This is a genomic window from Pseudomonas sp. 31 R 17, assembly GCF_900004915.1.
Taxonomy (GTDB): Bacteria; Pseudomonadota; Gammaproteobacteria; order Pseudomonadales; family Pseudomonadaceae; genus Aquipseudomonas; species Aquipseudomonas orientalis_A.
The window spans coordinates 108,422-128,845 of sequence record NZ_CVTN01000063.1 but is presented as its reverse complement, the minus strand read 5'-3'; the positions used below and the strand labels follow the sequence as shown (position 1 = coordinate 128,845).

Genomic DNA, 20,424 nt, shown 5'->3' with positions numbered 1-20,424 from the left:
TTTCAGAAAAAGCCCTTCTGGAGACACCCCATGAAATTCATCCACCAGCGTGAGCACCTCAACGAAGGAGACATTGTCGTCATCGAATGCTCACAGACCTGTAATATTCGTCTAATGAGCGATGCGAATTTTCGCAGTTTCAAGAACGGGGGGCGGCATACCTACCATGGTGGCGCCTTCGATAAATTCCCGGCGAAAATCACCGCGCCCAGCACCGGTTTCTGGAACATCACCCTGGATGTGGTCACGCGCCGCGCCATCAGCGTTACCCGCAAACCGGCGCTGTCCCACAAGATTCGCATCGTTCGTCGCACCAGCACCAAGCTGAGCTGAGCTGAGCTGAACACCGTAAGGAAAAAAGCTGTGAATACCACCAAATACGTCATCAAGTACAAGCTCAACGGCGAACGTCGCTTCGAATTTGCCCAATTGACCAGCAACAGCGTCGAGGAGGCCCGGCAGGCCCTGGCGAAAATCCACGATGCCAGCGACGAAATCACTGACATCAACGTGAGCAAGGCGCTGTAAGCCATGGCCGGGCCTACCGCTGACCTGTTCGCCGATGAGGCCTTGCAGCAACCGGCAAGGCGCGAACAGATTGGTGAAGAGTCTTACGTCCTGGGAGGTTACGCCCTGCCCTGGATTGAGCGTTTATTACCCGAGTTGCGGCGTGTCCTGGCCCAGTCGCCGTTTCGGCAAATGGTCACGCCCGGCGGCTTTACCATGTCGGCCGCGCTGAGCAGTTGTGGCGCGCTGGGCTGGACCACCGACACCCGCGGCTACCGCTACAGCCCCCTCGACCCGCGCAGCCGGCAACCCTGGCCGGCAATGCCCGACGCGCTGCGCGAATTGGCCATCTCGGCAGCGAACGCGGCGGGTTTCAGCGATTTTTCGCCGGATGCCTGCCTGATCAACCGTTACGTACCCGGCGCCAAAATGTCGCTGCATCAGGACAAGAACGAGCAGCGCTATGACGCGCCAGTGGTGTCGGTGTCCCTCGGCCTGCCGGCGATTTTCCTGTTCGGCGGCCATCAGCGCAGTGACAAGACGCAAAAAGTCTCGCTGTTCCACGGTGATGTGGTGGTCTGGGGTGGGGTGGATCGCCTGCGCTTCCATGGCGTGATGCCGATCAAGCAAGGCGAGCACCCGATCATGGGGCCGCAACGCATTAACCTGACCTTTCGCACCGCCGGCTGATTTGACCGCAAGCTTCGGAGTGTCGAGCGCCAACTGTCGGGTTAATCTGCCGATCACCACTCAAGAGTGCAGGCCATGAACCACTCACTAGACCCACGCTGGGCCGCCATCGTTGCCCGCGATGCCAAGGCCGATGGACTGTTTGTCTACGCTGTGAAAACCACCGGCGTGTACTGTCGCCCCAGCAGCGCCTCACGTTTGCCGCGTCCGGAAAATGTCGAATTCTTCGACACCCCGGCACACGCCGAAGCTGCCGGTTATCGTCCCAGCCGCCGCGCCGCCGGCGACCAGACTCAACTGGCCGCCCACCATGCAAAGCTGGTCGCCGACGCGTGTCGTCAGATAGAACAGGCCGAAACACCGCCCAGCCTGGAGGCCCTCGCCCGCCAGGCCGGCTTGAGTTCGTTCCATTTCCATCGCGTGTTCAAAGCCGTCACGGGCCTCACCCCCAAGGGCTACGCCGGCGCCCTGCGCTCGCGCAAGGTGCGTGATGGGCTCAAGGCGCAGCAGTCGGTCACCGATACGCTGTACGACGCCGGCTTCAATTCCAACAGCCGCTTTTACGCGGCGGCTGACCAGGTGCTGGGCATGAAGCCGCAGGAGTACAAGGCCGGCGGTGCCAACAACCTGATTCGCTTTGCCGTGGGCCAATGCTCGCTGGGGGCGATTCTGGTGGCGCAGAGTCAACGCGGCGTGTGTGCGATTTTGCTGGGTGACGATCCGGATACACTGGTGCGCGACCTGCAGGACCAATTCCCCAACGCCGAACTGGTCGGCGCGGATCGGGATTTCGAACAATTGATTGCCCAGGTCGTGGGCTTTATCGAAGCGCCCGCCCTGGGCCTGGACTTGCCGCTGGATCTACGCGGCACGGCCTTCCAGGAACGGGTGTGGCAGGCGCTGCGGGATATTCCGGTGGGCAGCACGGCCAGCTATGCGCAGATTGCCCAGCGTATCGGCGCGCCCACGGCATTTCGCGCAGTGGCCCAGGCCTGTGGCGCCAACCACCTGGCGGTGGCAATCCCCTGCCACCGAGTTGTGCGCAGCGACGGCGCGCTGTCCGGCTACCGCTGGGGCGTAGAACGCAAGCGCACGCTGCTGGCGCGGGAAACCTCGGACTGACCCAGCTGCATAAAGCACTGCCCTCGTCCAGTGAATAAAACAGAGTGGCCGGGTGCCAAGGGGCCTGCTAAAACAGCGAAAAGCCTCACTGACGCTGGAGACGCACCCCATGAGCACCTGGCCAGACACGCGCATTCTCGACCTGCTGGGCATCGACCTGCCCATCATCCAGGCCCCCATGGCGGGCGCGACCACCACCGCCATGGTGATTGCCGCCAGCCAGGCCGGCGCACTGGGCTCCATGCCTGCCGCTGCGCTGAGCATCGAGCAACTGCGTGAGGCGTTGACCGCCATCCGCCAGGCCGGCACCCGCCCGGTCAATGTCAACTTCTTCTGCCACCAGGCGCCCGCAGCGAACGAGGAACACGAGCGGCGCTGGAAAGCGCTGCTGGAGCCCTACTACCGCGAGCTGAGCGCCGATTTTGATGCGCCAACCCCGCTCTCCAATCGTTGGCCCTTCAATGAGGCAGCGTGTGAAGTGATCGAAACCTTTCGCCCCGAAGTCGTCAGCTTTCACTTTGGCCTGCCGGAAAAAGCCTTGCTGGACCGGGTAAAAGCCACCGGAGCCAAGGTGCTTTCATCGGCGACGACGGTCGAGGAAGCGATCTGGCTGGAACAGCACGGCTGTGATGCGATTATCGCAATGGGCCTTGAGGCCGGTGGCCACCGCGGTATGTTTCTGAGTGACGACCTCAACAGCCAGATCGGCTTGATGGCGCTGCTGCCGCAAGTCGTCGACGCCGTCAGTGTGCCGGTGATCGCGGCCGGTGGTATCGCGGATTCGCGCGGAATGCTCGCCGCCTTTGCCCTGGGCGCCTCGGCGGTGCAGATCGGCACGGCGTATCTGTTCACCCCCGAAGCCAGTATCAGCGCTTCCCATCACCATGCCTTGCGCCATGCCCAGGCCAGCGAAACGGCCCTCACCAACCTGTTCACCGGGCGCCCGGCACGGGGCATTGTCAACCGCGTGATGCGCGAGCTGGGCGCGATCAACCCCGCCGCGCCAGCCTTTCCACGGGCCGGTGGCGCATTGCTGCCGCTGAAGGCCAGGGACGAAGCCGGCTTCAGCAACCTGTGGGCGGGCCAGGCCTTGCGCCTGGGGCACGACCGCTCGACGTACGACCTGACGCGCGACCTGGCCGAGCAGGCATTGGCCAGGCTGCGCTAGGCCTGTCGGCGCGTGGCGCAATTTCGCACTGTACCGGCACCCGCCAACCGCTATATATTCTCGTACATAGCGGCAATCGGCCGTACACCCTCAAGGAGTCGCTTCATGATGATCCGCGCCGCGCGCCTGGCCCCCCTGCTCGCCGTCTTCGCCCTGGGTTCGGCGCAGGCCGATGAAGTGCAAGTGGCCGTCGCCGCCAACTTTACCGCGCCGATCCAGGCGATTGCCGCCGACTTCGAGAAAGACACCGGCCACAAACTGGTCGCGTCCTTCGGCGCCACCGGGCAGTTCTATACCCAGATCAAGAATGGCGCGCCGTTCCAGGTGTTCCTCAGTGCCGACGACACCACCCCGCAAAAACTCGAGGCCGAGGGCGATACCGTCAAGGGCTCACGCTTTACCTACGCGGTCGGCACCTTGGCACTGTGGTCGGCGAAAGAAGGCTACGTGGATGCCCAGGGTGAAGTGCTCAAGCGCAATGCGTTCAAGCACCTGTCCATCGCCAACCCGAAAACCGCGCCGTACGGCCTGGCCGCCACTCAGGTGCTGGCCAAGGAAGGCCTGACCGACAAGGTCAAGGACAAGATCGTCGAAGGCCAGAACATCACCCAGGCCTATCAGTTCGTCTCCACCGGCAACGCCGAGTTGGGCTTCGTGGCGCTGTCGCAGATTTACAAGGACGGCAAGTTGTCCAGCGGTTCGGCGTGGATCGTGCCGTCGTCCCTGCATGACCCGATCAAACAAGACGCGGTGATCCTCACCAAAGGCAAGGACAGCGCCGCCGCCAAGGCCCTGGTCGACTATTTGAAAGGCCCGAAGGCCGCTGCGGTAATCAAGTCTTACGGTTATGAGCTGTAAATGCCGCTCACGAGTTCTGATTTTTCCGCGATCTGGTTGACGGTCAAACTGGCCTCACTGACCACGGTGATCCTGCTGCTGATCGGTACGCCAATCGCCCTGTGGCTGTCGCGTACCCGTTCCTGGTGGCGCGGCCCCATAGGCGCAATCGTCGCACTGCCGTTGGTACTTCCGCCGACGGTCATCGGTTTCTATCTGCTGTTGACCATGGGGCCCAATGGCTACGTCGGCCAGTTCACCCAGTGGCTGGGCCTGGGCACTCTGACTTTCAGCTTCGCCGGGCTGGTGATCGGCTCGGTGATCTACTCCATGCCCTTCGTGGTGCAACCGTTGCAAAACGCGTTCTCGGCCATCGGCACGCGCCCGCTGGAAGTGGCGGCGACCTTGCGTGCGGGCCCGTGGGACACGTTTTTCACGGTGATCCTGCCGCTGGCTCGCCCAGGCTTCATTACCGCGTCGATTCTCGGCTTCGCCCATACCGTCGGCGAGTTCGGCGTGGTGCTGATGATCGGCGGCAATATCCCGGACAAGACCCGGGTGGTCTCGGTGCAGATCTACGACCATGTCGAAGCCATGGAATATGCGCAGGCCCACTGGCTGGCCGGGGCGATGGTGGTGTTCGCGTTCCTTGTATTGCTGGCACTCTACTCCAGCCGTAAAACCAAAATGGGCTGGAGCTGATCGCGATGATTGAGGTACGCCTGCACCTGAAGTACACAGGCTTTGCGCTGGACGTGGAGCTGCAATTGCCGGGCCGTGGCGTCACCGCCCTTTTCGGCCCTTCCGGCTCCGGCAAGACCACCTGCCTGCGCTGTATCGCCGGCCTGGAGCGCGCCACTGACGGCGTTGTGCAGATCAACGACGAGGTCTGGCAAGACAGCCGTAACGGGGTGTTCGTGCCGCCGCACAAACGCGCCCTGGGCTACGTCTTCCAGGAGGCGAGCCTGTTTCCTCATCTGTCGGTGCAGGCCAATCTGGCGTTCGGCCTCAAGCGCATCCCGCGTGCGCAGCGGCGCGTGGACATGGCCCAGGCCACTGAGCTGCTGGGTATCGCTCACTTGCTTACGCGCGACCCGCAGCACCTGTCCGGTGGTGAACGCCAGCGCGTCGGCATCGCCCGCGCACTGCTCACCAGTCCCCGCTTGCTGCTGATGGATGAACCCCTGGCGGCCCTCGACAGCCAGCGCAAAAACGAAATCCTGCCTTACCTCGAACGCCTGCACGACGAACTGGATATTCCGGTGCTGTACGTCAGCCATGCCCAGGACGAAGTGGCGCGCCTGGCCGACCACCTCGTCCTGCTCGGCGACGGCAAGGCCCTGGCCAGCGGCCCCATCGGCGAAACCCTGGCGCGCCTCGATCTGCCCCTGGCGCGGGGCGACGATGCCGGTGTGGTCGTCACTGGCCGCGTGATTGCCTATGACGAGCACTATCGGCTGCTCACCCTGCAACTGCCCGATTGCCTCTTGCAGATACGCGTAGCCCACACGCCGATGGCTTTGGGCACACAGTTGCGGGTGAAGATTCAGGCACGGGACGTAAGCCTCAGCCACCAGGCGCACACGCACAGCAGCATCCTCAACCGCCTGCCGGTGACCGTCATCCAGGACGTCGCGGCGGATAACAGCGCCCATGCACTGGTGCGCCTGGATGCCGCCGGCACTCCGTTGCTGGCACGCATCACGCGGTTCTCGCGGGACCAACTGAATGTGCAGCCGGGGCAAGTGCTGTGGGCGCACATCAAGGCGGTGGCGGTGCTCGCCTAAACCATTTGGCACGACCGCAGGGCGACGCGGTCAATCAGACATACCGGCCTGATCCGTTGCCAAGGAACCCGCACCATGCCCGACTCTTCGCTGCCCGCCGATCTGCCCCGCGACCTGCACTATGTTGACGACAGCCAACCCGGCATTCGCCGCAAAAAGCTGCGCGGCAAGTTCCAGTATTTCCGTCCCGACGGCGAGCGCATCACCGACGCCGATGAGATCAAGCGCCTGAATGCGCTGGCGGTGCCGCCCGCCTACACCGATGTGTGGATCTGCGCCGACCCGCGTGGCCACTTGCAAGCCACGGGCCGCGACGCCCGTGGTCGCAAGCAGTACCGCTACCATGCGCGCTGGCGCGAGGTGCGTGACAGCGACAAGTACGCGCGTCTGCAGGCATTCGGCGCGGCCTTGCCCAAGTTGCGCAAACAATTGGAAGCACAGATCGCCCAGCCCGGATTCACCCGCGACAAGGTGCTGGCCACGGTGGTGATGTTGCTTGATGCCACGCTGATCCGCGTCGGCAATACCCAGTACGCCCGCGACAACAAATCCTACGGTTTGACCACCCTGCGCAACCGTCACGTGGACATCAAGGGCAGCGAGATAAAATTCCAGTTTCGCGGCAAGAGCGGCGTGGAGCACCAGATCAGCGTCAAGGACCGGCGCCTGGCCAGTGTGGTCAAGCGGTGCATGGAACTGCCCGGGCAGAACCTGTTCCAGTACCTGGACGAAAACGGCGAGCGCCATACCGTCAGCTCCCAGGACGTCAACGCGTACCTGCACAGCCTGACCGGCGAGGATTTCACTGCCAAGGACTACCGCACCTGGGCCGGTACGGCCATGGCGCTGGCGGTGCTGCGCGAATTGGCGTGGCAACCGGAGTCCGACGCCAAGCGCCATGTGGTGGCGATGGTCAAGGACGTCGCCAGGCAACTGGGCAATACGCCGGCGGTGTGCCGCAAGTGCTATATCCACCCGGCGGTGCTCGAGCATTTCAGCCTGGGTGAGCTGTCCAAGTTGCCCAAGCCAAGGGTGCGCAAGGGCCTCAAGGCCGAGGAAGTTGCCCTGGCGATGTTCCTTGAGCAACTGGTCGCAGACTTGCCCAAGCCCGCCAAGGCGGGTTAGCCTGCGAAGCCCTATCACTCTCGGGATGATTGCCGACGTGAACAACTAAGCCTTCCAAAAATGTATCTGCAACGAGCCGCCTGGCGCGCACGTTGGCCTGTTCGACATTTTCCTGGAGGTGCTGATGACTCACGTCAACCGGCTGCCCGCATTGATTTCCCTGCAACACCTGTGTTTCCAGTTCGCCAATGGCGAAACCGTGCTGGAAGACCTCAATCTGTCCATAGACCGGACCCCCACCGGAATCGTCGGTCGCAACGGGCGCGGCAAAAGTATCCTGGCGCAATTGATGGCCGGCATCCTGCAGCCCACCTCCGGTACGCTGAAGGCCCCGGCCCATGTGGTGTATGTGCCTCAGGCGGTGGTGGTGCGGCCCGGCGCGAGCGTCGCGGACCTCACCGGTACCGCCCAGTGCCTGGCCGCCCTTGAACGCATGAATCAGGGCGTGGGTGTGGCCGGCGACCTGGCGCTGATCGATGAGCGCTGGGACCTGGCCGAACGTCTGCGCACGGCCCTGGATACGGCGGGGTTGCCATCGCTCAGCGCCGCGTCCCGGGTCGATCAACTCAGCGGTGGCCAACTGGCCAGGGTGGCGCTGATCGGCGCGTTGCTGGCGGCGCCGCCGTTGCTAATCCTCGACGAGCCCAGCAACCACCTCGACAGTGGCGGGCGGGCCTGGCTGCTGCAGCAATTGGCCGCCTGGCGCGGTGGCCTGGTGGTGGTCAGCCATGATCGGCAGTTGCTCAACACCATGGGCCGGATCATCGAACTGTCGCCCCTCGGTGTGCAGGCTTACGGCGGCAACTACGCCGCCTATCTTGAGCAACGCGACGCGCAACAGCAGGCGGCTACCGCAGCGTGGGAATACGCCCGCGAGCAGCGCAGCCGCGAACGTCAACGCTTGCAAAAGGCCCATGACAGCCTGCAGCGCCACGCGGCGCGCTCACGTAAACAGGCAGAAACCGCCAACGTCGACCGCTTTACCAGGGCGCGCTGGAAGAGCGCCGCCACGCAAATCGTCAGTGCACGGGGCAGCGCCCATCGCGATCACAAAGACACCCTCGACGCGCAGGTGCGCCAGGCCTACGCACGCGTGGTGGACGAGACGCCGACCCTGCTCGCCCTGCCCGGTTCGGCGCTGGCCAACGGTCGCCAGGTGGTCAGCCTGCACCAGGCGCAGTTGCCCTGGCTGGACCCGCGTGCACCTTCGACCTACCTGAGCCTGGACCTGACCGGACCGGTGCGCGTGGCAGTGCGTGGGCCGAACGGTTGCGGCAAATCCACTTTGCTCAAGTTGCTTGCCGGGCAATGGCACGCCGTCAGTGGCACCTGCGCGGTCACGGTGCCCTGCGCTTATATCGACCAGCACCTGACGCTGCTGGACGACCAGCGCAGCATCGTCGAACAGCTCAACCTGCTCGACACGCCGCTGATGGAAGCCGAACTGCGCACACGCCTGGCCTTGCTGCAGCTGGATGCCCGGCGCGTGACCCAACCCGCCGGGCAACTCAGCGGTGGCGAGCGGTTGAAGGCGGCGATGGCGATCGCTTTATGGCGCGGGGCACCGGCGCAACTGTTGCTGTTGGACGAACCGACCAATCACCTGGACCTGGAGACGTTGATGGCCTTTGAACAGGCCTTGCAGGGATTTACTGGCGCGCTGATGGCGGTGTCCCACGACGAGGCGTTCCTGCAGGCGATCAAACCCAGCCATTACTTGCGCTGGTACAGCACCGGGTGGCGCCTGGAGCCTGTGTGATCTGATTGCACGCCGTCGCAAAGCGTCCTAGGGTAGTGGCCGGATAATCTCACTGGAAACCGGCCGATGCTGCCTTCACCCGTCAAGCCTTACGCCAATGCCGCGCTCGCCCATCGACAACGCTGGCGTGGACGCGTGGGCCTGCTGCTGGTGGCTGGTTTGTCGGTACTTGCCGGCATGACCGATGCCATTGGTTTCATGGCCAGCGGCGATTTTGTCTCGTTCATGAGCGGCAACACCACGCGCCTGGCGGTCGCGATCAGTGCAGGCGACGGGGGGCTGACCGCACGCCTGGTATTGCTGGTTGCCACGTTCATCATCGGCAACGCGTTGGGGGTGATTATCAGCCGCTTGAGCAAGCGCCACGCGCTGCCCCTGTTGCTCAGCATCGGCGCCCTGCTCTGCGGTGCGGCACTGCTGCCATGGTCCGATACGCTGCCCGCGCTGTTGGCGGCGATTATCGCCATGGGCATGCTTAACGCGGCTGTCGAGCAAGTCAATGGCGTGCCCGTGGGGCTGACCTATGTCACCGGGGCGCTCTCACGCTTCGGTCGCGGGCTGGGCCGCTGGTTGATGGGCGAACGCCGCAGTGGCTGGCGCATGCAGCTGGTGCCGTGGGCAGGGATGTTTGTCGGCGCGGTGATCGGGGCGCTGCTGGAACAGCAGATCGGGCTGCGCGCGCTGTGGGTCAGTGGCGCGCTGGCGGGGTCACTGGGCCTGGCGACCCTGGCGATACCCCGGCGCTGGCAGTTGGGTTTCATGCCACGCTGAACAGCAGGGTATGGGAAAAAGGTGCCCGCCCGACGTTTCGGCCTCGACATCCGTGTACCGGTAAAGAGCCATCACGTCGGGCGAGCCGGTGAATAATAAGCCAATGCCCGACGGCTGTCCCGCCGGGCGTTTCTGAATATGACTAAGGCAAGGTATTACAGACAAGTGGCGAGCGCAGCCAGACGACGTTTGGCGGGCATCGTGTCGTCTGCAGCGTAATACTTGACGGTAGAACCTGCGCCCGTGCTCAGCACATCCACAAAGTAATCACCGCCCGTGGTGTACACCGTAAAGCCCCCGGCCTCGGTGGCTTCCTTGAAGCCGCCGGCATCGACGCCGAACACGCCTTCGTCCTGCCAGCCGTATTGAATGCATTGGGCGACCACCAGAGTGGCCTTGTCCGACGCCATGGTCTTGTAAGGGCTGCCCGCGCGCGCCTCCTTCATCTTCGAACCCGCGCAGCCGGCCAGCGTCGCCAGTACCACCGCGCCTATCACCACTTTGTACATGCCTGTGCTTCCTTGGAAAAAACGTGACTCTACCATTGCGCCGCCGCCAACTGACGCGCCCATGAACTTTGTTTCACTGTAAAGGCAAAGCCGGCCGCTTATAGTGGTCACGCTCATTTTTAGAAGCCTCCCTTCTGCCCGCCCTCCCGCGGGCTTTTTTTCGCCTGCGGTTCACAACCACCAGCGCAGCAGATAAAACAGCGCCATGCTCGACAGCACCGTGACCAGCACGCTGCGCGTCCACAGCATCAACCCCACGGCGCAGATCCCGGCCAGCAGGTAGGGGTTGCTCGGGCTCAGGTTGAGCTGGTGGTCTTTGATGAAAATAATCGGCCCGCAAATCGCGGTGAGCATGCCCGGTACGGCAAACCCGAGGAACTCACGCGTCCCCCGATTGAGCCGTACCGGCAGGCGCGGCTCGATAAACAGGTAGCGGTTGAAAAACACCACCAGCGCCATTGCCACAATCATCAGGTAGATCATCGCTGCCCGACTCCCAGGCGTTTGCAGGCGAACCCTGCACTCATCCCCAATATGCCCGAGACCACCACCGCCGATTCCCAGTGCAGGTAACTGAGCCACACCGAGCACAACAGCGAGACGGCGACGCAGACCACCGTTGGCACGTCGCGCACCACCGGCGTGATCAGCGCGATAAAGGTCGCGGCAATCGAAAACTCCAGCCCCAGTTGGTCGAGGCCGGGAATACTTTTGCCCAGCACAATGCCGGCCAGGGTGAACAGGTTCCAGATGATATAGAACGTGAGGCCCACACCCAGGGCATACCAGCGATTGAAGGTCTGGCGGTCATAGTGGTTGACCAGGGCAAAGAACTCGTCGGTCAACAGAAAACCCAGGCTCATGCGCCAGCGGGTGTTGAGCGAGGACAGCGTCGGGCGCATGTGCATGCCGTAGAGCAAATGCTGGGAAGTCAGCAGCAAGGTGGTCAGCACGATGGAGATCAGGCTGGCGCCGCTTTTGACCATGCCGATCGCCACCAGTTGGGCCGCGCCGGCAAACACGATGGCGGACAGACCCTGGGCTTGCAGCGGCGTGAACTGCGCATCGATGGCCATGGAGCCGGCGAGCAACCCCCAGGGGGCGCAGGCCAGGGATAACGGAATGACAGCAATTGCGCCACGTGTGAACGCGTCATAAGGGAGGGCAGCAGGCATGGACGGGGCTCGTCGACAAACAGTCGGCCAGCATGCCGGTGCACGCGGGGGCTTGTCTTGAACGATCTTGCTCAGGCCAGTTTTACCGAGACCATCTCCACCGAGTCGCGCGCTTCGCGCAGTTCGTAGGCGTCCTGGTTCAACCGGTGGATGGTGTTGAGCAGGCGCTGGCGCAGCACTTCATCGCCGAGTTTTTCGACGGCACGCATCAGGTCAAACGCCGCGGTTTCGTTATTATCCGCGACGGAATCCAGGGTTTTGCGCAGGTTACGAGTGGCTCGGGTCACGCGGGAGCTTCCTTCATCAGCAATGGGCGGGCACTTTAGGACATTGATGTTTCATTTTAATTTCAATCACTTGTGGTCGATCATCGGACAGTTGATCCACGTCAAACGAAATCAGGATTTGACCTACGTGGCCCTTTATCCGCAATCCTGTTCAAATGCTGGCCGCTGCCGCCCGGGCACGGCTGACGCTATTAATCCTGCGCGTGCGCGAACTTTACGCAGGCGAACTGATCCATGCCTTGGATGACAGCCGGCCCTGCTGGCAGAACGACGCGCCGCGTCCGGATGCACTGGGCGACAGACCATAACCGGCCAGCACTTGCTGCTGAGCCATCGGAGCGTTAATTCATGCTTGTCGCAATTGCGATTTTCCTTGTCACCATCGTGCTGGTCATCTGGCAACCCAAGGGCCTGGGCGTGGGCTGGAGCGCCAGCCTGGGCGCGATCCTGGCCCTGGGCTGCGGGGTAATCAGCCTGGCGGACATCCCGGTGGTATGGCACATCATCTGGAACGCCACCGGTACCTTTGTTGCCTTGATCATCATCAGCCTGTTGCTGGATGAAGCCGGGTTCTTTGCCTGGACCGCGCTGCATGTGGCGCGCTGGGGGCGTGGCCGAGGCCGGCGCCTGTTTGCCTATATGGTGCTGCTCGGCGCACTGGTGTCGGCGCTGTTCGCCAACGACGGCGCGGCGTTGATACTCACCCCGATTGTGATGTCGATGCTGCTGGCCCTGCGTTTTTCTCCGGCGGCGACGCTGGCATTCGTCATGGGCGCAGGCTTTATCGCCGACACGGCGAGCCTGCCGCTGGTGGTGTCGAACCTGGTGAATATCGTCTCGGCGGATTATTTCAAGATCGGCTTCAACGAATATGCCGCCGTGATGGTGCCGGTGAACCTGGTCAGCGTCGCCGCGACCCTGGCGGTGCTGCTGTGGTTTTTCCGCCGCGATATTCCGCAGAGCTACGACCCGGCCGACCTGGAACAACCCGACAGTGCCATCCACGATCGTGCGACGTTTCGCGCCGGCTGGTGGGTGCTGGGTATTCTGCTGGTCGGCTGCTTCGCGCTGGAGCCCCTGGGCATTCCCATCAGCGCGATTTCCGCGGTCTGCGCCGTGCTGTTGCTGGTGATCGCCGCCAAGGGCCACACGATTTCCACGCGCAAGGTCTTGAAAGACGCGCCATGGCAAATCGTGGTCTTTTCCCTGGGCATGTACCTGGTGGTGTACGGCTTGCGTAACGCCGGCCTGACCGATTACCTGGCCACCTGGCTCGACACCTTCGCCGCCCACGGCGTGTGGGGCGCGGCCATGGGCACCGGCGTGCTGACCGCGCTGTTGTCCTCGGCGATGAACAACCTGCCAACGGTGTTGATCGGCGCGCTGTCCATCGAGTCCAGCCATGCCGTGGGCGTGGTCAAGGACGCGATGATCTACGCCAACGTGATCGGCAGCGACCTGGGCCCGAAAATCACCCCTATCGGCAGCCTCGCCACCCTGCTGTGGCTGCATATCCTGGCACGCAAGGGCATCACCATCACCTGGGGCTACTACTTCAAGGTCGGGATTGTGCTGACCGTGCCGGTGCTGTTGATCACCCTCGCCGCCCTCGCCTTGCGCCTGAGTGTCTGAGGAATGCTGTAAGGCTGTGGGTGAAGCTTGAAAATGTGGAAGGGGGCTTGCTCCCGATGGCGGTGCATCAGGTACACATACTTGACTGATATATCGCTATCGGGAGCAAGCCCCCTCCCACAGAGTGCGGCACTCATTCAATGGGCCGATTGCAGCACGCGATATTTGAAGTTAAATGAGCGCGCACTTATCTGAACCAACTCTGAATACCCGATCATTTAATTAACCATGCGTTGACATTCTGTAACTGCCTGAGTAAATTGCCCCTGCCCGCAACAGGGGCCTTTTTTAAACCTCACAAAAGAAGCCAATGGACACAGTATCTAGTCGCTGTCCGAGCACCGCCTCAGCGGGCGTCGGGCGCCAAATCCAGAACATGACGGGACTTGCCCTCCAGGCCCGGTAAGCTGCGCTAGAGCTTGATGCTCCACCGTAACTGCCTCGCCGGTCGCGTGTCCGGTCCCGAGGTGTGTTATGACCTTGCAAACCCTTGTTTTACCTGATGTATGCACCCTGGCCGCGGCCCTGCGCGCCAAGCTGCGTCGTGCGCCCACCGGCTTGCGCCCTGCCCGCGCGGCCTTTGATTCATCCTCCCTCCAAGTGCGTCCGGCCCGTCCGCTGGCGCATTGGCGTGTCTGCCCGCAAAGCGGCCAATTGGTGCAGCAGTGGGATCACGCAGACCCTCAGGACCCGCAGAGACCGATCGTTTCCAGCCTGGCCCAGGCTGCCGTGATGCTCGGTTTTTACTTGAGCGCTCGCGCCGCCTGACCTGACTGGAAACAGCAACTTTCTTATTGACGCACTGGAGTTCCTTATGAACTTTCCCAGTCGTGGATGGCTGCGCGCACGTTAATCAGCGCGCCGTCAGTATTCACTGTTATGGATTATCCAGATCCTATTTAAACCGATCGCAAAATTCGCGGCTCGGCGTGCTTTCGCTCGCCTGTTATCAGGCAAGTACCGGGCATGTTGCGTCGAGAGTTGGCGACAGGAGTACACACCATGAGCGCCGTAAAAAACACGCCACTGCAGCACAAAAAAGGCAGCGACGGCAGCACCCCCAAACTGTCGATGCGCGCCGCCCGTGAGGCCCGCAACGGCCTGTCCGCCACCCTGGCCAACGTGCGCGCCACCCAGGATGGCCTGACCGAGCTGGACGCCTCGGCGCGCCTGCATCGCGAAGGCTACAACGAAGTGGCCCATGACAAGCCGCCTCACGCCCTCGTCCAGTTCCTGCAGGCACTGAACAATCCGTTTATCTATGTATTGCTGACCCTGGGCGGCATCAGTTTCATCACCGATTGCTGGCTGCCGATGCAGGACGGCGAAGCAGCCGACCCGACCAAGGTCATCATTATCATGACCATGGTGCTGCTCAGCAGCCTGCTGCGTTTCTGGCAGGAACACCGCTCGGCCAAGTCCGCCGAGGCGCTCAAGGCCATGGTGCGCACCACCGCCACGGTGCTGCGCCGCGAACAGGTGGGCGCCCGGCCGACCCTGCGCGAAGTGCCGATGCGCGAGCTGGTCGCCGGTGACATCGTGCACCTGTCGGCCGGCGACATGATCCCCGCCGACATCCGCCTGATCGAATCCCGCGACCTGTTTATCAGCCAGGCAGTGCTCACCGGCGAAGCCTTGCCGGTGGAAAAATACGACACCCTGGGCGATGTCACGCAAAAGTCCGCGTCCCCGTTGTCTGCCGACCCGGACAACCTGCTGGACCTGCCGAACATCTGCTTCATGGGCACCAATGTGGTCAGCGGCCGGGCGACAGCCGTGGTGGTCGCCACCGGGCCGCGCACGTATTTCGGCTCGCTGGCCAAGGCGATTGTCGGCTCAAGGGTGCAAACCGCGTTCGACCGTGGCGTGAACAGCGTCAGTTGGCTGCTGATCCGCTTCATGCTGGTGATGGTGCCGATTGTGTTCTTGCTCAACGGCTTCTCCAAAGGCGATTGGGGCGATGCCTTCCTGTTCGCCCTTGCCGTTGCCGTAGGCCTCACCCCGGAAATGCTGCCGATGATTGTCAGCGCCAACCTGGCCAAGGGCGCCACGGCCATGGCCCGGCGCAAAGTGGTGGTCAAGCGCCTCAATGCGATCCAGAACTTCGGCTCGATGGATGTGCTGTGCACCGACAAGACCGGCACCCTGACCCAGGACAAGATTATCCTCGAGCATCACGTCAACGCCTGCGGCCAGCGCGATGATGCGGTGCTGTCCCTGGCCTGGCTCAACAGCTTTCACCAGAGCGGCATGAAGAACCTGATGGATCAGGCCGTGGTGCAGTTCGCTGCGCAGAATCCCAGGTTCGAAGTGCCGTTTGCCTACAGCAAGGTCGATGAATTGCCGTTCGATTTCGTCCGCCGGCGCCTGTCGATCATGGTCAAGGACGCCGCCGGCGATCATCTGCTGGTGTGCAAGGGCGCCGTGGAAGAGATGCTGAGCATTTCCACCCACACCCTGGAAAACGGCGCCGCCGTACCGCTGGATGAGCGCCGCCGCGAGCAGTTGCTGGCGATCGCCAATGACTACAACGAAGACGGCTTTCGCGTACTGGTCGTCGCCACCCGCACTATCCCTGCAGCGCTGGCGCGCCAGCAGTACACCACCGCCGATGAACGCAACCTGGTGATCCATGGCTTCCTGACGTTCCTTGATCCACCCAAGGAAACCGCCGGCCCGGCGATTGCAGCGCTGCAACAAATCGGTGTGGCGATCAAAGTGCTGACCGGCGACAACGCGGTCGTGACCAGCAAGATCTGCCGCCAGGTCGGCCTCGAACCCGGTCAACCGCTGCTGGGTCCGCAAATCGAGGCGATGGACGACGCGACGCTGCTGCGCTGCGTGGAACAACGCACGGTGTTTGCCAAGCTCACGCCGCTGCAGAAATCGCGGGTGCTCAAGGCGCTGCAAGCCAACGGCCACACCGTCGGCTTCCTCGGCGACGGGATCAACGATGCGCCCGCCCTGCGCGATGCCGACGTAGGCATTTCGGTGGACAGCGGCACGGATATCGCCAAGGAGTCGGCCGATATCATCCTGCTGGAAAAGAGCCTGATGGTGCTCGAAGAAGGCGTGCTCAAGGGCCGCGAGACCTTCGGCAATATCATGAAGTACCTGAACATGACCGCCAGCTCCAACTTCGGCAACGTGTTCTCGGTGCTGGTGGCCAGTGCGTTCATTCCGTTCATGCCGATGCTGGCGATTCACCTGTTGCTGCAAAACCTGATGTACGACATCTCCCAGCTGGCCCTGCCGTGGGACAAGATGGACAAGGAATACCTGGCCAAGCCACGTAAATGGGATGCGAAGAACATCGGCCGCTTCATGATCTGGATCGGACCAACCTCGTCGATCTTCGACATCACCACCTTTGCCCTGATGTGGTACGTGTTCTCGGCCAACAGCGTGGAAATGCAGACCCTGTTCCAGTCCGGCTGGTTTATCGAGGGCCTGCTCTCGCAAACCCTGGTGGTGCATATGCTGCGCACCCGCAAGGTCCCGTTCTTCCAGAGCACGGCCGCCTGGCCGGTATTGATGATGACCTGCATCGTCATTGCCCTGGGCATCTACGTACCGTTCTCGCCCCTGGGCACCCTGGTGGGCCTGCAACCGCTGCCGCTGGCGTACTTCCCATGGCTGGTGGGCACCCTGCTCGCCTACTGCTGCGTCGCCCAACTGATGAAGACGATCTACATCCGCCGCTTCAAGCAGTGGTACTGACCCCCTCCGTTCAAACGGTGAAGGCCGCCCGGCCCTCACCGTGCAACACAAGGATTTACTCATGCGCGTGTTGATCTGTGCAGGTCGGCATTACGCCGACGGCAAAAAGTCCCGCCAGGTGCTGGACGCTTACCACCGCCTGCGCCCGGTGCAGGTGCTGATCCATGGGGGCAACCAGTTCCTGGGCAGCGACATCGAGGAATGGGCCCGCGAAAACGCGATTGACGTGGTGCGCTATCCGCCGAATTGGCAACGCCACGGCAAGCAGGCGGAACGCCAGCGCAATCACTTCATGCTGGCCGACAGCCGCCCCGACGTAATCATCGCCCTGCCGGGCGGTGATGACACCTCGGAGCTGGTCTGCCAGGCCAAAGCCAGCGGCATTTCGGCGCTGAGCGTAGAAAGCTGAAATTCAAGCGAGGTGCATCATGCACAACCCTCACAAACCAAAGCAGGCGGACGGGTTTGCCAAATACCGCGCGCGTCACTCGCGCCCCGTACGTTCCAGCCTGCTGCTGTTGCCGCCGGCCAGGCGCCGGGCGCTGCAGCGCAATCTGATATTTATCGGGCTGAGCCTGGGCGTTGTCCTGCTCATGGTGTTTTTTGCCAAGGCTCATGCGGCAGGCGGCGCCTATGTGGTCGACGATGGCGCCATCAATGCCCCGGGCGAATGCAACGTCGACGCCTGGCACACCGCCAACCGCCACGCTGGCGGTACCCATTCCACGTCGGCAAGCGTGTCGACGTGGACCTGGTACTCGGGCGCAGCCTGATCGGTGAGCGTGACCAGTGGCTGACCACGGCGGCAACCCTGAGGTTTTAAGCCTTGGCCTGCTGCTCCAGGTGCAGTTGCAACTGCGGATCGATGTGCAGCTGCCCCGCCAGGTCGTCCAGGTAATTGCGCTCTGCATCCTGCTGGTCATCGACCAACAGGACACTGGCCAGATACACCTCGGCCGCCACCGCCGGGTCTGCGGCAAACTCGGCGAAATCCGCAGCATCCAGCGGCTTGGCGACTTCAGCGTCGAGCCACTGCTGCAATTGCGGGTCGTCAGTATGCTTGCCCAGCTCATTGGAAATCAGCTGCTGCTCTTTTTCATCAATGTGGCCATCGGCCTTGGCGGCAGCGATCAGTGCGCGCAGCACTGCATGGCTGTGCGCTTCGACTTGCGCGCCCGAGAGCTGGTCGGCCGTCTGGAACGCTGGTTGTGCCTGGCTCGCCTGCTGGCTCTGCCAGGCCTGATACGCTTTGTAGGCCATCATCCCGAGAGACGCCAACGCGGCATAGTTCATCCCGCCCGCGCGCCCTTGTGTTGGACGCGTAGCCGCGCCACCGCCCAGCATGCCGCCGAGCCCACCCAACAAATCGCCGAGGCCCCCGCCCGAAGCATTACCGGCGCGGTTGCCCTTGAGCAGTCCTCCAAGCACCCCGCCCAAACCGCCGCTCGAAGAAGCGCCGCCCTGCCCTGCGCCGCGCAACAGTTGCTCCAGTAAATCGCCGGTATTCATGGTGTCGCCCTCCCAGGTACGTAGTGGCGTTAATCAACCTTAGTCCGCCCTTGATGGAACACCATGACCGCCGGGCGGGCAAGCTTTATGATGGCGCCACAACAACCTCAAGGGAGAACCCAGGTGAACCGCATCGAGCACATCGGGTTGATGGCCAACTACAATCAATGGATGAATCGCAAGGTCTATGAGGCTGCCGGCACGCTCACAGACGCAGCGTTGACTGCGGACCGCCAGGCATTTTTCGGCTCGATCCTCGGCACCCTCAATCACCTGGCGCTGGGCGACACCGTCTGGCTCAAACGCTTTGCCCAGCACCCGGCGGGATTCAGCGCGTTGGCGCCCTTGAACGCCATCGCCACACCCGGCGACCTCAGGCAATTGGCGTTCGCAGACATCCGTGAACTCTCAACCCATCGGGCCTGGCTGGATCAACTCATCCTCGATTGGGCCCACAGCTTGCACGACGCCCACCTGGACCTGCGATTGAGTTATCACACCATGGGCGGCGTAGCGTCTGAAAAACCGTTTTTCGGCCTGCTGATGCACTTCTTCAACCATCAGACCCATCATCGCGGCCAGGTGACCACATTATTGAGTCAGGCCGGCGTGGACGTGGGTGATACCGACCTGCTCGCGCTGATGACTGAGCGGAGCCTGCCCCGCAGCGTAGATCACTGATCTGGCAGGTTTTTTCAGACCTGTGTTTGTGCAGGAAAGGATGCATCGAGGTTGCACCGAAGCGTCTGGATCTATATATTCGCAACCCTGCTGCACCGCGCTACCGCCCGAATGGCGAAACTGGTAGACGCATGGGACTTAAAATCCCCCGCTCGTAAGGGCGTCCCGGTTCGATTCCGGGTTCGGGCACCATAGATATCAAGGGCTTGCCGGGGAAACCTGGGCAGGCCCTTATCGTTTTTGCTCCGTAATTTTAGAATTCGCTGCGCAATTACCTTCTTTCGGCGTCCTGCCGACCTGTCTCCCAAGCCATCTTTTTCACGAAGAAAAACCGCGCTCTTCATCTTCAATCAGTGTTTCAAAGCATCACACTGTGCACGTAGGTCCCGATCGTTGATCGAACCGCAACTACCGTTGTTGGTTCTTGCGTTACACAGATAGCGCTGATCGCGGTCGTCAATACTATTGCAACTGCCTCCGTTGGTTTCCGCATTGCAGGCATAGCGCAAGTCCCTATCGTCGATCGAACCGCAACTGCCACGGTTGGTTCTTGCATTACATAGATAGCGCTGGTCGCGGTCGTCAATGCTATTGCAACTGCCTCCATTGGTTTGCGCATTGCAGGCATAGCGCAAGTCCCTATCGTTGATCGAACCGCAATTACCACGGCCTTCCTTGGCTTTGCAGTAAGCACGCTGGTCCGAATCGCCAATGCTGTCGCAGCCGGCAAAGGCATAGCCGCTAACCATTAGCAGCATCACAACAATCAATCTCATCGTTTTCGTCCCTGGTTTGCCGGGAGACCACCCGGCATTTGCGGGTTTGGAACCGTTTTCCCCTTCAATCACTTCGTAGGCGTTTGGCAGCATATTGCGAAGGGCGCCACTCAAGCAAAGCGCCTGCAACATCTGTCTCGCGCCGTCCATGGCTTCCTCTCCGGTTCGAAAGGTTTCAGGCGCAGAGATGGTTTTTTGTCCATATTCGGCTCCTACCTTTATTCGCACGTTTGCCTCGCCGCGCCATGGGTTATCGCCTTTCTTGGAGGCAGACAGCCAACATTTGACGCCGCTAAACTCTTCAAAACCAAGCTTCATTTTCGCCCCCGTGGGCTGGCTCCATGCCGGTCACCCGTAATACCCTATGTC

22 protein-coding genes, 1 tRNA gene and 1 pseudogene are annotated in these 20,424 nt (G+C 62.2%); 18 read left to right on the top strand and 6 right to left on the bottom strand.

The genetic code is table 11. The features are described 5' to 3' along the window. Positions 1 to 30 precede the first annotated feature (30 nt). The 11 genes from BFP89_RS11775 (at position 31) to BFP89_RS11730 (ending at position 9,766) form a co-directional block, all read left to right on the top strand. Positions 31 to 333 (top strand): DUF1883 domain-containing protein, encoded by a 303-nt coding sequence (locus BFP89_RS11775; protein ID WP_003173824.1) that lies wholly within the window; start codon positions 31 to 33, stop codon positions 331 to 333. A gap of 30 nt (positions 334 to 363) precedes the next feature. Next, complete coding sequence (locus BFP89_RS28930) at positions 364 to 528, top strand: hypothetical protein (RefSeq protein WP_163001619.1); 165 nt, start codon at positions 364 to 366, stop codon at positions 526 to 528. Between the two features lie 3 nt (positions 529 to 531). Further along, complete coding sequence (alkB, locus tag BFP89_RS11770; RefSeq protein ID WP_065885675.1) at positions 532 to 1,197, top strand: DNA oxidative demethylase AlkB; 666 nt, start codon at positions 532 to 534, stop codon at positions 1,195 to 1,197. Between the two features lie 75 nt (positions 1,198 to 1,272). Then, on the top strand, positions 1,273 to 2,319 hold the full coding sequence (gene ada / locus BFP89_RS11765) for a bifunctional DNA-binding transcriptional regulator/O6-methylguanine-DNA methyltransferase Ada (RefSeq protein ID WP_065885674.1): 1,047 nt from the start codon (positions 1,273 to 1,275) through the stop codon (positions 2,317 to 2,319). 109 nt (positions 2,320 to 2,428) lie between these two features. After that, positions 2,429 to 3,487: an NAD(P)H-dependent flavin oxidoreductase gene (locus tag BFP89_RS11760; protein WP_065885673.1), complete on the top strand. Its 1,059-nt coding sequence runs from the start codon at positions 2,429 to 2,431 to the stop codon at positions 3,485 to 3,487. 105 nt (positions 3,488 to 3,592) lie between these two features. Beyond that, positions 3,593 to 4,345 (top strand): molybdate ABC transporter substrate-binding protein, encoded by a 753-nt coding sequence (gene modA, locus BFP89_RS11755; RefSeq protein WP_065885672.1) that lies wholly within the window; start codon positions 3,593 to 3,595, stop codon positions 4,343 to 4,345. After that, positions 4,346 to 5,026 carry a molybdate ABC transporter permease subunit gene (gene modB, locus BFP89_RS11750; protein WP_065885671.1) on the top strand — a complete coding sequence of 227 codons (681 nt, stop codon included), beginning with the start codon at positions 4,346 to 4,348 and terminating at the stop codon, positions 5,024 to 5,026. A 5-nt stretch (positions 5,027 to 5,031) separates the two neighbouring features. Then, positions 5,032 to 6,111 carry a molybdenum ABC transporter ATP-binding protein gene (modC, locus tag BFP89_RS11745; RefSeq protein WP_065885670.1) on the top strand — a complete coding sequence of 360 codons (1,080 nt, stop codon included), beginning with the start codon at positions 5,032 to 5,034 and terminating at the stop codon, positions 6,109 to 6,111. Between the two features lie 75 nt (positions 6,112 to 6,186). Then, positions 6,187 to 7,236 (top strand): DNA topoisomerase IB, encoded by a 1,050-nt coding sequence (locus tag BFP89_RS11740; RefSeq protein ID WP_065885669.1) that lies wholly within the window; start codon positions 6,187 to 6,189, stop codon positions 7,234 to 7,236. Between the two features lie 124 nt (positions 7,237 to 7,360). Next, the gene (locus BFP89_RS11735; RefSeq protein ID WP_065885668.1) at positions 7,361 to 8,995 is read left to right on the top strand and encodes an ATP-binding cassette domain-containing protein; all 1,635 of its coding nucleotides are present in this window, start codon (positions 7,361 to 7,363) and stop codon (positions 8,993 to 8,995) included. 66 nt (positions 8,996 to 9,061) lie between these two features. Beyond that, positions 9,062 to 9,766 carry a YoaK family protein gene (locus BFP89_RS11730; RefSeq protein ID WP_065885667.1) on the top strand — a complete coding sequence of 235 codons (705 nt, stop codon included), beginning with the start codon at positions 9,062 to 9,064 and terminating at the stop codon, positions 9,764 to 9,766. A 155-nt stretch (positions 9,767 to 9,921) separates the two neighbouring features. Here the strand turns inward: BFP89_RS11730 and BFP89_RS11725 are convergent, their stop codons facing one another. The 4 genes from BFP89_RS11725 to BFP89_RS11710 form a co-directional block, all read right to left on the bottom strand. Further along, complete coding sequence (locus BFP89_RS11725; RefSeq protein ID WP_065885666.1) at positions 9,922 to 10,275, bottom strand: hypothetical protein; 354 nt, start codon at positions 10,273 to 10,275, stop codon at positions 9,922 to 9,924. A gap of 171 nt (positions 10,276 to 10,446) precedes the next feature. Then, entirely contained in the window at positions 10,447 to 10,758 is a 312-nt protein-coding gene (locus BFP89_RS11720) for an AzlD domain-containing protein (protein ID WP_057722326.1), read from the bottom strand. Then, a complete protein-coding gene (locus BFP89_RS11715; protein WP_065885665.1) occupies positions 10,755 to 11,450 on the bottom strand; it encodes an AzlC family ABC transporter permease in 696 nt (231 codons plus the stop codon). Before BFP89_RS11715 ends, BFP89_RS11720 begins: the two co-directional genes overlap by 4 nt. Positions 11,451 to 11,521: 71 nt before the next feature. Continuing rightward, positions 11,522 to 11,737 carry a hypothetical protein gene (locus BFP89_RS11710; protein ID WP_065885664.1) on the bottom strand — a complete coding sequence of 72 codons (216 nt, stop codon included), beginning with the start codon at positions 11,735 to 11,737 and terminating at the stop codon, positions 11,522 to 11,524. 348 nt (positions 11,738 to 12,085) lie between these two features. Here BFP89_RS11710 and BFP89_RS11705 point away from each other — a divergent pair, with 348 nt between their 5' ends. The 5 genes and pseudogenes from BFP89_RS11705 to BFP89_RS11685 all read left to right on the top strand — a co-directional run. Further along, a complete protein-coding gene (locus BFP89_RS11705) occupies positions 12,086 to 13,369 on the top strand; it encodes an arsenic transporter (RefSeq protein ID WP_065885663.1) in 1,284 nt (427 codons plus the stop codon). A gap of 474 nt (positions 13,370 to 13,843) precedes the next feature. Next, positions 13,844 to 14,137, top strand: a complete 294-nt coding sequence (locus BFP89_RS11700; RefSeq protein WP_065885662.1) for a hypothetical protein — start codon at positions 13,844 to 13,846, stop codon at positions 14,135 to 14,137. 234 nt (positions 14,138 to 14,371) lie between these two features. Further along, positions 14,372 to 17,089, top strand: coding sequence for a magnesium-translocating P-type ATPase (mgtA, locus tag BFP89_RS11695; protein ID WP_065885661.1), 2,718 nt, complete (start codon positions 14,372 to 14,374; stop codon positions 17,087 to 17,089). Positions 17,090 to 17,150: 61 nt separating this feature from the next. After that, the gene (locus BFP89_RS11690; protein ID WP_065885660.1) at positions 17,151 to 17,498 is read left to right on the top strand and encodes a DUF2493 domain-containing protein; all 348 of its coding nucleotides are present in this window, start codon (positions 17,151 to 17,153) and stop codon (positions 17,496 to 17,498) included. A 19-nt stretch (positions 17,499 to 17,517) separates the two neighbouring features. Further along, a pseudogene (locus BFP89_RS11685) lies at positions 17,518 to 17,826 on the top strand (hypothetical protein); the annotation flags it as partial. Positions 17,827 to 17,908: 82 nt separating this feature from the next. Here BFP89_RS11685 and BFP89_RS11680 read toward each other — a convergent pair. Then, a complete protein-coding gene (locus BFP89_RS11680; RefSeq protein WP_065885659.1) occupies positions 17,909 to 18,598 on the bottom strand; it encodes a tellurite resistance TerB family protein in 690 nt (229 codons plus the stop codon). Positions 18,599 to 18,721: 123 nt separating this feature from the next. Here BFP89_RS11680 and BFP89_RS11675 point away from each other — a divergent pair, with 123 nt between their 5' ends. After that, positions 18,722 to 19,279 carry a DinB family protein gene (locus BFP89_RS11675; RefSeq protein WP_065885658.1) on the top strand — a complete coding sequence of 186 codons (558 nt, stop codon included), beginning with the start codon at positions 18,722 to 18,724 and terminating at the stop codon, positions 19,277 to 19,279. Between the two features lie 105 nt (positions 19,280 to 19,384). Beyond that, positions 19,385 to 19,471, top strand: a tRNA-Leu gene (locus BFP89_RS11670). A 158-nt stretch (positions 19,472 to 19,629) separates the two neighbouring features. Here the strand turns inward: BFP89_RS11670 and BFP89_RS29705 are convergent. Then, positions 19,630 to 20,373 (bottom strand): hypothetical protein, encoded by a 744-nt coding sequence (locus BFP89_RS29705; protein ID WP_370671213.1) that lies wholly within the window; start codon positions 20,371 to 20,373, stop codon positions 19,630 to 19,632. Positions 20,374 to 20,424: the final 51 nt, after the last annotated feature.